This is a genomic window from Aporhodopirellula sallentina SM41 (assembly GCF_000346505.1).
GTDB classification, from domain to species: Bacteria; Planctomycetota; Planctomycetia; order Pirellulales; family Pirellulaceae; genus Rhodopirellula; species Rhodopirellula sallentina.
This window is the reverse complement of the sequence record NZ_ANOH01000341.1, coordinates 15,147-28,283: the sequence shown is the minus strand read 5'-3', so window position 1 is coordinate 28,283 and position 13,137 is coordinate 15,147. Positions and strand designations below refer to the sequence as shown.

Sequence of the window (13,137 nt, the reverse complement as noted above, 5' to 3'; positions counted from 1 at the left end):
CAACCATGATCGGCCCGTCAAATTTCAAAACTCGCTACGAACTCATCCGAAAAACTCGGTAGACCGATCGTTCCTGGTTACCCTATGGAACCCTCGGCTATTGCCGATCGGCTGATGAGTTCTCGGGGAGGTTCCACGACCTAGCCGGCTATTTCTTTTTCCGTTTGGTTCTCAGCAAGTCAAACAACCCGCACACCCACGCCATGCCCATTGGCAATGCGAACGTCACTCCGTGCCGCACGTAGAGACTGACGCGGTCATCGATTTGAGGTGTAGCGACGATGGTGCCCGCCGCGTCGAGAGGCAGCTTTTCGACGATTCGTCCGCTGCTGTCGATCCACGCCGTCGGGCCTCCGTTGGCTGCGGATAAGATCGGTCGCCGGCATCCAATCGCGACCAATTGAGCGCACCGGAGATGGTGCTCAACAACCGATGAGTGATCGAACCAAGCGTCATTGGTCAGCGTCACGATCACGTCCGGAATTCGCTCGGGCGTCTTTTGCCATAGCGTCCGCATGTGGTTAACGGAAACCCTTTCGACGGCCGTTTCAATGCAAAGGTTAGGGAGAACGTCCAACGATCCGACTTCGAACACCGCAGGGCCGACTCCCGCATCGAGTCCGAGCCCCGGGGGAACCATGTCTTTTGCGATGGGAATCGATTTAATCAGCGGGATGTATTCGCCGAACATGACGAGGTGGTTCTTCGCGTAGGTGTTCGCGACATTGCCGTCCGGACCGATATGAATCACTCCGCTGAATTGTTTCGCGGTTTCGCCATACCGGATCAATCCACATCCACCGATGATCGACGGCGACCGTGATGTGTCACCACCGTTCAACGCGGAGATGAGGTCTACCGAACGACGATTGAATTCGAGTTGCGACTGCGCGATGATTTCACGCATCTTTCGGTCGTCCATGCCGGCGTCTCGCATGTGTGGCGGGACGGTCAGGTTTTCTTCGGCGATGTTCCATGGTTGCCCACCGGACAGCATCGACTCTGGCCAAATGACCGCGTCGATCGTTTTCTCGCTGGCGCGAACCGCCGTGATGGATTGGCGGGCATACGCCGAAAAGATGTCCACTTCGCGTTGGAAATCTTGTTGGTATTCGGTCTGTTCGTCCCGGCCCACCAGCAAAAATGTGGTGTCTGACGGTTTGGTCGGATAATCGAGTGCACGCGACCCGTATGCGTACGTCAGCCCGAGGGCGATGACGGCGATCGGTACCGAAGTGATGTAGCCGTTGCACGCGAGAGGCCACCGAGATGAGGTGACCGGCTCACTGTCGCTCGACATTGGATCAGACGACTCGGCAGCCTGATCAAAGTCTTCCGTTGATGCGGGGTTGGAAGCGCGAGTCGAGTTTCGAAAGACGACGTCGGCAACGGCGACATTGACCAGCACGATCAGGAAGCTAACCCCGTACGTGCCAAAGCAGTCTGCGATCTGTAGCAAGATTCCCGACGGCATCCCGGCGAGTGAATGTCCGAGCATCAAAACCGAGATGCCGGTGGCGAAATAGTTTCGAACGAGCTCGCCTCCCACCCAAAGGATCGCGGCGACAATCGAAAACGGAACAGAGCGAATTGCGTTGGATGCAGCGGACGTTGAGCCGGGTGCCCCCGTCGTGATCCGTCGCAACATTGCCACAAACAGCAATGGATAGACCGACAGGTAGGCGGCAAACACGATCAACGGAACGATCATCAGCGGGTGTGCGTGTCGCAAACCCTGCAGCGAGATGAAGTAGAACGCGAAGAACGAAACGTACACCGCCGACTTCCATCCCGGCAAATTCGTGCGGCCGATCTGCAAGATTCCAACGAGACCGATGAAGCACAACGGCCAAAGGTTGGTCGACGGGCCGCACAGAGACAGCAGTACTACCGATGCGATCGCGGCGAGCCACGTCGTTTTCTTTGACGATTTCCATACCGACGGTTTCATTACGGCACATCCATGTGGACAAAGTGAGTCGTATCGTGGTGCCCGGGAAAGTCGCGAGGGTCATCGTCCACGTGCGGACTCGCGTTGCGATTTTTTCCGGGATTCAATGGGGCGGGATCGATTGAGCCTGCATTTCGCAGACACGAGAAAACATCCGAGAGCTTATTGGCCTGTCGGCGTTCGTCGCGGCTGCTACTCGGCAACCATGGCGAATGCCCAACGTCGAATCAGTCTGCCGAGATTCTCGGATCGGTACTTAGAGTAACCGATCCGGGCCGGTTGTTTCATCCCGTCGATACCGAAGTCGGGATCGGGTTGCGAAAGAGCGATGATTCCTGGTGCTCGTCGCTTTTTCGGTAGAGCAACGACGGCTTTCTAATCCGCAGGCAATAGAAGGTGGGCTCGCAACCGAGTTTCGATCCGTTGATCGGAAATGTATTCCAGGAAGTCATGGTCGGTTCCGACCGCTCGAGATGCGTTAAACTGGTCCACGCGGTAGGTGTGATCGGGCAACCGGCTGAGTCCACAGACACCGGTGTAGCCGAGTGCTGGGTTCTTACCGCCGAACCGCGTGAATTTGAAAAGGTTCAAATAACGATCGCGATTGTTGTAAACCAGAAACAGCCGGTTGATCTGGCTGTAGGCCTGGGCTCGAGTTCCGATCAGACAGTTGTTGCGGATAGCGGGCACCACCAAAGTCAGGTTGATCCGCTGCGACACACCACTGAACGCGGGCGGGGCATTGGAAAGGTGGTAGCCGTCGATCCGTCCGCCACCCATCAAATGCAACGCGCCGAGCGAAACGCGGCCGCCGTAGCTGTATCCCACGACGGATAGCGGGGTGGGTGGAGCGACGCTTTGAAGGAATCTCGCGAAGTGGAACGCGTGTTGATCGGCTTTGGATGCTTTGGTCTTTACGTCGCGAATGGGCCCCGGAATCGCATCGGATGGCCACGTCCAAATGACAAAACGCAGCGACGGTGCATCGCGCCACGGGAAGATCGTTTGATCGTAGGTTTGGAGCCCTCGTCGGATCGCTTTGTCGAGGGGCCATCGATTCCCGTGGACGAAAACGACAATCGGGCGATTCATCCCGGTCGGATCCGGACCGAGAAGACTGTGTACGGATTCGGTTTTCCAGTGCGAGCCGTTGACGCGTTTCTTGACGTCGAGACTTTCGATACTCGCATGGCGGGAGCACAGATGCCGGCTGCTGATCAACCAAATCTCGTCGCTCGCCCGTTTATCGAACGCGGAGTTGGGTAACGCCTGAAGTCGCTGTTCGATGACCTCGTCGGGCAGCCCGGTAGGGACTGCCGGTTCGATCGTGGAGGACGGAATCCCTCGCTCTAATACCACCGGTCCCGATACGGAAGGATTCCCGTAAAGGACATTCTGCCCGTGGCTCGCGTTGGTCTGAGCAAGACCGCAAATCGCGAGGATGAATCCGAACAGACGATACGATGGCATAAAAGAACTCGCGAGACATTGAAAGACGCCGCGTAATCTTACGCCGGAAAGCAGGCCCGGGAGGGGTGAATTTTTAGCGAATATTCAGTTGTTGGTCGCCATCGAGTTGGGCGGTGCCGATTGCCGGTTTGGCAGAAGGGCGGTTACCACAGGCGGAATTCGATCGACCCGGAAAGGGCGACCGCGTCGTCGGTACCGATCTGGCCTGCTTCCCAAGTAGTCATGTCGTTGAGGTAGTCGATGCCGGCGATGAAACGCATCGGGATGCGAAAGTGGTCGCAGTCGGCTTTCACGTCGAGTCCCCACGTTGTCGTGACCTCCGAGACGGTATCGCTGTTCACGCCATCGTCATAGCTGCCATCGAAGTCGTAGATCCCGAGGGTCAGGTCGATCCAGATCGGTTGGCGACCGAACGTCGTTTCCCACCCGCCGCGGATTTTCGCTCCGGTGTAATCATTGGTGATTCTTCGGTGTCCCCAGTCGCGGTCCCATTCCATTTGGCTGAAACCCGTCCCGGCCGACAATTCACCGATTTTGAATGACCACGTGTCACGCAGCAAGAATTCGTATCCGAACATCTCAACTGAATTGGTGACCCCATATTCGACACCCGCCTCGACGCTGGTCAGGTACCCGTCAAAGCGATGGTGGCCCGACAGTTCGAGCAGCGTGCCGACCGAATCACCCGAGTCGCTCGCACCCCCGGCCTCCGTCAATTCCGGCAGCAACGGGGCCCACAAACCAACGCTGCCTTCGATCACGGATCCTTGCACAGCGTAGGCCGGGCAAGCGCCGAGTCCGGCGATCGCTGTCGCCAATAGGATTGCGAACGCGATCGGATTGCGTGTCACTCGAGATGACCAAGGAATGACAGCAAACGAGTGATTGGGATGAGTAGGCATTGGTGACGGCCGTATGATCGCGGTCGAAGAGTCTGTGTTCTTCGTCGGATCGGCCCGTCAGCTAATCGGTCTGCAGGCAATTCGGCGTAACTCGAACGGAGGTCTCTCCGTCGAGTCGGACTGTTTCCCAAAATTACCTAGCTTCCCGTCGGCAACGCCCTTCCGTTCCGTTTTCGGTTGTTTGCTAGCATGTTATCAGTCGCAAAATAACGCGCGGCAAACGTCCGATATGCGACCGCGGAGACGAAACCGCTACGCGTCTCTGGGGCGATCCGAGAGCAGGTCGAGCAGTTGCCGATCACCTTCTGATTCGTCGCTACCTGATTCACCGCCGTTCGCGGAAAAGTCATCGGCGAAGATCTCGTCAACGGAATCGGACGCAATGGAGGAGAACGCGAAGTCCGTTGCTGTCGCTTTCGTGGGAGCAGCGATTGCCCCCACCGCGATCGCCTCGGCAATCGTTTCGAACTCGTCGGGCTGGCTCGCAGCCATCGACGTGTTGGCCGGAGACGTTGCCGGTGCGGGTGGTACGGGGTCGCCCTGGATCGGTTCGCTGCCTACAGAATCTCGATTGTTGAGGTAGTTGATGACTCGCAAAGCGTCTAACGCCGTGATGCGTTGATCGCCCGACACGTCATAAAAACTATCGCCGCTGACGGCCGACGAGTCGACGGAGACGCCATCGCCGGCCGAGTTGAGTTGGTTGATGATTTGCAACGCATCCGTTTCGGAAACCGCACCGTTTCCATTGACGTCCTGCGGGAACAAGACGTTCGTCCAGGGCATCGACGCGCCGAGCCCCGCGGGATACGTGATGTTGAACGTTCGCGTGGTTAGGCGTGGTAGAAAGATCAACGCATAGGGTTCGCCTTGGGTCAGCGGAGTCGACGCCAGACCGGTGGAAGTGTATTGGCCGATGATCTCTTGGTCTTTGTCGATGAGCAGGACGGCTTCGCTGATCTGGTCGACGTTCGAAGCGGTCACCTGCAGGTTTTGTGAGGCCGTGGCGCGGAAGACGATGCCGCTGGCTTGGTTGTTTCCGGCGATGGTGAGCGGATTCGAGACCGCAGCGGGATCGAGTCGTGGGACGGTTGTCCAGTCGACTCCATCATCGTCAAAAATGGTTAACCGAAAATCGGTTGTCGAGCCTTGAATCGCACCGGACGCACCGAGCAAAGAGACCGTCACCGCTTCGGTGGTTTCGTCAGCCGTGTCATCGGTAACCTCGATCGTGATGGTCGCGGTTCGTTGATTCGCCGCGAAAACGAACTCAGTCGAAGAAAGCTCCACGTCCGAGGTGGCGGCCCCCGACATCGACACCGGAATGGTGATCGAGCTGGCGGACGTCTTCGACAACGTCGCGGTGACCTGCAGCGAACCGACGCCCTCGGTGACGACAGTGGATTGGGTGGTGATGTTGACGGTCGGTCGTGAGTCTCCGGTCACTTGCCAACCGATGTCATCGAGAACCGCAAAGTCGAGTGCCGAGAACAAGTCCGGTGTGTTGATGCTCGCCGTCATGATCGTCGATTGTTCGTTTTCGACCGACTGAGCGATATGTTCGCCGTTGAGCGGCACGCTCCCCGAACCCACGTAGGCGGCGTTGGTTTTAGGACCGTTGAAACGACCGCCACTGACCCGAGTGATGAACGAGTCGGCTACACCATGTCCGAGAATGTGGGCGAGTTCGTGTTGTACAAAGGTAACGAAACGAAGTTGATTTTCTTCGAGCGGTTCGTCGTCAAAATTCCATGCGTTGACGGTCTCACTTCGCGTGTCGAAGCTGATAGAACCCACAAAGGGGGCAAAGTCGTTTGCACCCACGCCCATTGTTGTTCCTTCACCGCGCGTCAGTAGCGTCGATCCGAACGCATCGCACTGCGCCTGCGTGCCGGTGGCGCAGTTGTAGCTGAATGGCGTGTTCACACCGTCGGCGTGTGCACGTGTTTTTAGTTGTGCTGATGCATCGAGACTCTGCAGATTGCGTGACCCAACGAAAACGACAATTTCATTCGCGGCAACTGAGAACCCATTGGGGACCTTCGTGTTCGCGCCGTTTGACGGGTTGGTGTAGTGCGCCTGCCACGAGTAGTTCGAATTGGATGCCGGGATCGCTGCGAGCGTATCGCTCAATCGATCGGTTAAGTATTGCCCGGCTTCTTCGAGCAAGGCTTTTCGTTCGGGGTGGTTGTTGAAGAAGCCCGTGTCATGTCGGTAGTCGAACCGGAAATGAACAGTGCTGGTGTCTTCGCCCTCGGCGGCTCGCTCAACGCTCTGAGCGATTTCAGCGGCCGGTGACGCGACATCGCCCGCGAGCAACTCGCGTTTCTCTAATCGCTCGAGCCGAACGAAGCGTTGGGGCCATTGGCTCATCCGGGAAGTTCTTCGTGGCTTGCGTAGCATAGAGAGGTCTCGAAAAGCGATCGATAAGCGGCTGGAGAGTTTGAAATCTCGCTCGTCCTCTCGCGTGTCGGCGAGCACGAGCAAGTGAAATCAAACGCAACTGATGTACCGTACTCGAAATGGACGGTTGACCATCAGACATAAAATCGCAGCCATCCCCTCGCAAGGTAAGTGGACGTGTGTTTACATTTGGTTTTTCAAGCTACGCTGAAGGGGACGGTCAACTCAGGTTCAACGGGTTGTAATCCGATAGGTCGGTGACTTTAATGTCCGCTGGTTTTTCGTCCACGTGACACCCACTTTTGCTTCAATCTCCCGAGTCGTTTCTGCATGTCTACCAAAACCGTCGCCAAGGGAATCACCCGCTTTGAAATGGAAAATCGCAGCGGGTACATGGTACGGATCTCCCGAAACGGTAATCGGGTAAATAAGTATTTTTCGGACAGCAAATTCGGTGGCAAACGCAAGGCGTTCGTCGCGGCGAAAGAGGCGTATCAAGATTTGCTCGAAGAGATGGGGCCGCCTGAGAACTCGACCCGCAATCGTTTGACGTCGCGCAACAGTACCGGGGTTGTCGGGGTCCACGTCGCCTATTCACAAGACAATCGCTATCCGGGTTGTGCTTACTCCGCGTACTGTGCTTCGTGGGTGACTGAGGATGGACGACGCGAGAAGGCGAGTTTTGCTTGGAACAAATACGGCCAAGATCACGCGTTTGAACTCGCCGTGCTGGCCCGTGAACAGCAAATAACCGACCGGGATCAAGTGGTCGCTCTTTTCGAAGGAAGTGGTTCGAAGAAGAAATCGAAGCGGAAGACGGTGAAGAAGTCCGTTAAGAAATCGTCGCGAAACGCCGCTAAAAAAACTTCCAAGAAAACCGCGAAGAAGAAGTCGGTTAAGAAGCCAACCAAGAAGTCAGTTCGTAAGTCGGCGAAACGATCCGCCAAAAAGCCAGTGAAGAAATCTGTCAAACGGTCCGTTAAAAAGACGACCAAGAAGGCAGCGAAGAAGGCAGGTAAAAAATCGGTGAAGAAATCGGCAAAGAAGAAAGCCAAAAAGACTAGCCGACGACGCTAGAGGAATGAATCGGTGATCGGACCGCGTCGGATGGATGATGGACGCGTTGGATGTCGACCGGATAGAGTTCCGAGTCGATCGGAGAGATACAATAGCGAGGCAACGAATTCATCTTTTTGCATGTGGTGTTGGCCGGGTAAAAAAAAGGATCTGCGATGGCGACACTGCTCGATACAATTTTTGGCGACGATCATATTGCGAAGCGATTGGCTGAGATGCCGTCCGATGCCAAGACGATCACGTTATCGTTGGCCGACAATCGTCTGAACTTGCAGCACCCCGAATGGTCCGACGACCAACCGCTGTCGTCGACTTTGCATAAGACGGTTGATGAACCGTTGGACGTTGCGGCTCTTCGTGCCGACGAGGGCTTTATCCCGCCTCGCAAAGTGATCTCTCTGGGGCAATTGACCATGGGAGCCGATTCGGCGTTGGGGGTAACATCTTCCGCCAACCCGATGGGTGGCGAAGATGTGGAATATCGCCTGATCGGAAAGCTCGGCAGTGGCGGTACCGGGATCGTTTACCAGGCACACCAACGCGCGATTGACCGCGAGGTGGCTGTGAAGGTGTTGCGACACGAGTTGGCGGGTGACCGCCAATCGCGTCATCGCTTTCTAACCGAAGCCCGCGTGATCGGTTCGCTCGACCATCCCAACGTGATCGCGTTGCACGATTTGTGTATCGACGCCGACGGGCATCTGTTCTACGCGATGAAGCGTATTGACGGCACGAGTTGGGACCAACAGATCGACCAATTCAGCGTGGAGGAGAACCTCACGATCTTGCTCCGCGTTGCCGATGCGATCCGATATGCCCATTCGCGCGGGCTGATTCATCGCGACATCAAACCTGAAAACGTCATGCTCGGACGGTTCGGTGAAGCCCTGGTTGCCGATTGGGGGCTCGCGATCCAGCTCGGTCGGTCCAAGAAAGAGGCCGCGCCGCAGTGGTGTGATGGTGGCAGCGCGATCGGAGGAACCCCGGCCTACATGGCTCCGGAACAGGCGTCCGGAGGGCTCGAACAAATCGGCCCGTTGACCGATGTTTATCTGCTCGGTGCGATCCTATTTCAGGTTTTGACCGGGCGTCCGCCGCACCACGGCAACAGCTTGCTCGAGTGCATTCATTCGGCGGCGAACAACATTATCGTGCCGACCGAAGTCGTTGGCGAGTTAATGGACGCGGCGATGAAGGCGATGGCTACCGACCCTCGCGACCGCTATGCAACGGTCGAAGAGTTCGTTTCGGCGATCACCGACCACCGGACGCATCAAGAAAGCGAGCGGCTCGTGCGACGTGCCAAGCGACGTGCGTGGCCGGATGAAAACGACCGTTCGCGAAAACCGATCGCGGAACTCACGACGGAAGAGACTTACGAACGCTTTCGGATCAGCCAAGCGTTGTTGCACGAAGCGATCGAGTTGTGGCCAGAGAACACAAGAGCCACCGAGACGCTCAAGAAGGTGCAACTGGAGTTTGCGCGGTTCACTGCCGGGCGTGGTGATCTCGACCTGTCGCTGCGTTTGTATGCCGCCGCCGGTGAAGGCGACTGCGAAGCCGCGGTGCGGGTTCGTCGCGATCGAGACCGGCGAGATCGGGTTCGCGAAAGTCACGCGAAGTACTCTGCCCTCTTCACTCAATCACCCGAGGCTGGTTTGTTGATCCAGTGGGCGGACGGCGTCGTGTTGGAAGCCAACAAAGCGTGCCTGACGATGCTCGGTTATGAAGAGGGAGAACTCGTCGGTAGGGAGATCGCAAAGCTCGCCATTTGGAACTGCGACAACCATCGTCAAAATTTTGTCGAGACGTTGACCCAAGATGGTCATATCGAAAACTTCGAAACTCGGTTCCTGCGGAAGTCCGGTGATCCGAACGATCTGATCGATGTTCTGATTAGTGCTCGGACCGTTAGCGTCAGTGGCAGCGAACTCTTGTTGTCAACAATCCGGGATATCACCCAGCGGCGTGATGCCGAGCGGAATTTGGAACAAAGCCGTCGTCGGCTCCGCGATCTGCAGAGTCTCGCTGGTCTGGGGACGTGGTCGTTTGATCCACGAACCAAGGTGATTCAATGGTCGTCGGAAACATTCCGCTTGGCCGGTCGAGATCCGGCGAAAGGCGAGCCGGACTACGACGAGTTTCTCGACCAAATTCATCCGGAGGATCGCGACAAACTCCACGTCGTTTTGGAGCAAGCGATCGAAACCGGTTCGGCTTACCAACTGCCGATCCGTCAGCGAGACGACGATGGAAACTATCGCTCGTTGCTCACGCGTGGCCGACCCGCCGTTGACGACCAAGGGAACACGTTCGAGGTCTATGGCATCGTGATGCCGGGCAATTGAGGAGACGTCCTCACGCGGACACCGGAAAACTTCATGCCGTTTCGCGAGTCGTCGCTGGATGATTTGTTCGAGCGGGCTGAAATGTTTGGGATTCGTGAAAGTCGCAACACGACGCTCGGGTGGTTCGATAAGATGAACCGTTGAGTCTGTTCTCTGTTCTAACCTCCGATTTTGAGAGACGTCGATGGTCCGCGACTTCGTATTTTCGTTCGCCCGTTTCCGATGCATTTTGTTGGCGTTTGGAGTGGGGGCGCTGCTGAACATCGGCATCGTCGCTAACGCGATGGATGATTCGTCCGCAGCGACAAAGCAGGCTGATACTGCGACCGATGAGAGTGACGAACCCAAGGATGATCCCGCAGAAACAGAGGAAGAAGACGCTGCGATTGAAATTCCCGACGGCACGGCGGAAGAACTTTTTGCCTTTGCGAGCGAAACGATGCGCAACCGCGGGCGGACGCGAGAGTCAGTGCTGCGATCGGCACGCGCCGTTGTCGACACCGCCGCCAAGATTCGCGAGATGGATGACATCTCCATCGAGACCGAATTGAAAGCGATCGGAATTCAGATGCCGGCGCTCAAGTTCTTGGCACGAATCGATCGCGATGCGAGAGCGGAACTGGAAGAGTTGATTGAATCGTTTGCCGAGGACAAGCGTCCCGAGATTCGCAACTTTGCCGTCATGGAAAAGCTCGTGACACAGGTGCGTGGCGTTCGTGGCATGGACACGGCAGAACAAAAGGAACTGGTCGGTCAGGTTCTTCAAATCGCAGACGAAAGCGGCATCAACTCTCAGCTCTACTCGATCGCGTCGCAGCTCGCCGCAGGATTGAGTGCGGCGGACCAGACCGACATGGCGGTGAAGTTGTACAACAACATCGCAGATCGGATGGAAGATTCCGACGATGAGCGGATGCAACAAATGGCCTCGCGGGCGAGAGGATCGGCACGTCGGATTGGTTTGCTCGGAAACGAGATGGAACTCGAAGGCACGACGGCTGAAGGCGAAGCGTTTGATTGGTCGGAGTATCGCGGCCGCGTGGTGTTGGTGGATTTCTGGGCATCGTGGTGCGGTCCGTGCCGGGGCGAGATCCCCAACATGAAACGGAACCTCGAAGCCTACGGCGACGAGTTTGCGATCGTCGGAATCAACATGGACCGGACGGTTAAAGCGATGCAGGAATGCATCGAGGAAGAGGAGATCCAATGGGTGAATCTCGTCGGCGATAAAGAAACCGGAACCGGGTGGGACCATCCGATCGCCCGCTACTACGGCGTTTCGGGAATTCCGACGGCGATCCTGGTCGACCGCGAAGGCAAAGTGGTTTCACTGTCCGCTCGAGGAAAACGTCTCGACGCTTCGCTCGAAGAGTTGCTGGGGCCACCAAAAAAAATCGAATCGCCCGAAGCAGATTCGGATACCGAGGAAGGTTCAGGCGACGATTCGGAAGATGGCGAAGAGGCCACTTCCTAAAGCATTTTGCAAGAAAAAGTGACGTAGGGCCGGTTCCTACCGGCCGATTCGGTTTCGTCCGGTAGGAATGCTTCATTTGGGGACACAAGGCAGAGACGCCCCCGACAACGGCCTGGGAACCGGAATGAAAACATGCCGCCAAGCCACAGCGGGGCGGCCCTTTACGCTTTCAACGTCTTTGCCAATCGAACGTCCGGCGACAGCGAGCCGGTTGCGTTGCGAGTGTCGACGATGAATTGGGACCAATCCGCGAGTTCGTTGATGTCGAGGCATTCGTGCCAGGTAGAGATCACGACGAGGTCGTAACTCGCGATGGTGGCTCGGTCCCAGGGCACGCTTTCTTTGCCCGCCCAATGCGCGTGTTCTCGCGATGGACGAATGACGGGAACGTAGGGATCGTGGTAGTCGATCTCGGAACCGGCGGCCTGGAACCGTTCGAGCAATTCGTACGATGGCGATTCGCGGTCGTCGTCCACGTTCGGTTTGTAGGCCAGACCGATCAATAGCACTCGGCTGCCGTTGAGCGGTTTCTTGTGTATGTTGAGTGCGTCCGAACACCGGCGGACCACATGCGCCGGCATCGAACGATTGACTTCTCCGGCGAGTTCAATGAACCGCGTGTGGATACCGTACTCACGCGCTTTCCACGTGAGATAAAACGGATCGATTGGGATGCAGTGGCCGCCTAACCCCGGGCCGGGGTAGAAGGGTTTGAACCCGAACGGTTTGGTGCTCGCCGCCGCGATCACTTCCCAGATATCGATCCCCATCGAGTCCGCGACCAGTTTCAGTTCATTGACCAAACCGATATTCACGCTGCGGTAGATGTTCTCGAGCAGTTTGGTGAGTTCGGCGACCGCAGTGCTGGTGACCGGTACGATTTGATCAAAGACACTGCCATACAGAGTCGATCCGGCGTCGAGGCAGGACGGCGTGTGGCCTCCGACGACTTTGGGAATATTGGTCGCGGCGAACTCGGGGTTGCCGGGGTCTTCACGTTCAGGCGAATAGACGACAAAGACGTCCGAGCCAACCGATAGGTCGGCCGCCTCCACTCGCGAGACCAGTTCTTCCTCGGTCGTTCCCGGATAGGTGGTGCTCTCCAAACTGATCGTTTGTCCGGAACGCATGTGGGGGACAATCGATTCGATCGTGCCGACGACATAGGAAAGATCGGGCTCGAAATGCTCGTCCAGCGGCGTCGGAACGCAGAGGATGATCGCGTCGACTTCATTGATTTGGCTGAAGTCCGTCGTTGCGGCCAGTTTGCCGGCGCGAACACGATCCGAAATGGTGTCCGCACCGATGTGTTTGATGTAACTGCGGCCGGCGTTGATTTCTCGCGTCTTTTTGCCGTCGATGTCAAACCCGACGGTGTTGAACCCGCCTTCGGCGAACGCGATGGCGAGTGGCAGACCGACGTATCCGAGGCCGACGATTCCGATTGTGGCTTGTCGGTTTTTGATCTTGTCGATAAACGCCGAGGCAGCTTCCGTTTGTGTATTCATGGTG

General features: G+C 56.9%; 8 protein-coding genes. 3 read left to right on the top strand and 5 right to left on the bottom strand.

The window, feature by feature from the left end; translation table 11 throughout:
* Positions 1 to 148 precede the first annotated feature (148 nt).
* The 4 genes from lnt to RSSM_RS22460 form a co-directional block, all read right to left on the bottom strand.
* On the bottom strand, positions 149 to 1,951 hold the full coding sequence (lnt, locus tag RSSM_RS22480; RefSeq protein WP_008684464.1) for an apolipoprotein N-acyltransferase: 1,803 nt from the start codon (positions 1,949 to 1,951) through the stop codon (positions 149 to 151).
* Positions 1,952 to 2,326: 375 nt separating this feature from the next.
* Entirely contained in the window at positions 2,327 to 3,421 is a 1,095-nt protein-coding gene (locus tag RSSM_RS22470) for an alpha/beta hydrolase family protein (protein ID WP_008684460.1), read from the bottom strand.
* 143 nt (positions 3,422 to 3,564) lie between these two features.
* Positions 3,565 to 4,323, bottom strand: a complete 759-nt coding sequence (locus RSSM_RS22465) for a hypothetical protein (RefSeq protein WP_008684459.1) — start codon at positions 4,321 to 4,323, stop codon at positions 3,565 to 3,567.
* A 252-nt stretch (positions 4,324 to 4,575) separates the two neighbouring features.
* Positions 4,576 to 6,696 (bottom strand): dockerin type I domain-containing protein, encoded by a 2,121-nt coding sequence (locus tag RSSM_RS22460; protein WP_144060034.1) that lies wholly within the window; start codon positions 6,694 to 6,696, stop codon positions 4,576 to 4,578.
* Positions 6,697 to 7,056: 360 nt separating this feature from the next.
* Between RSSM_RS22460 and RSSM_RS34330 the strand changes: the two genes are divergently transcribed.
* From RSSM_RS34330 to RSSM_RS22445, 3 genes are all read left to right on the top strand, one after another.
* Entirely contained in the window at positions 7,057 to 7,803 is a 747-nt protein-coding gene (locus RSSM_RS34330) for a hypothetical protein (protein ID WP_008684455.1), read from the top strand.
* A gap of 155 nt (positions 7,804 to 7,958) precedes the next feature.
* A complete protein-coding gene (locus RSSM_RS22450) occupies positions 7,959 to 10,151 on the top strand; it encodes a protein kinase domain-containing protein (RefSeq protein ID WP_008684451.1) in 2,193 nt (730 codons plus the stop codon).
* Positions 10,152 to 10,335: 184 nt separating this feature from the next.
* Positions 10,336 to 11,625: a TlpA family protein disulfide reductase gene (locus RSSM_RS22445; RefSeq protein ID WP_008684450.1), complete on the top strand. Its 1,290-nt coding sequence runs from the start codon at positions 10,336 to 10,338 to the stop codon at positions 11,623 to 11,625.
* A gap of 161 nt (positions 11,626 to 11,786) precedes the next feature.
* On the opposite strand, the gene RSSM_RS22440 is transcribed toward RSSM_RS22445, so the two are convergent.
* Entirely contained in the window at positions 11,787 to 13,133 is a 1,347-nt protein-coding gene (locus RSSM_RS22440; RefSeq protein ID WP_008684448.1) for a nucleotide sugar dehydrogenase, read from the bottom strand.
* Between the last annotated feature and the right edge of the window lie 4 nt (positions 13,134 to 13,137).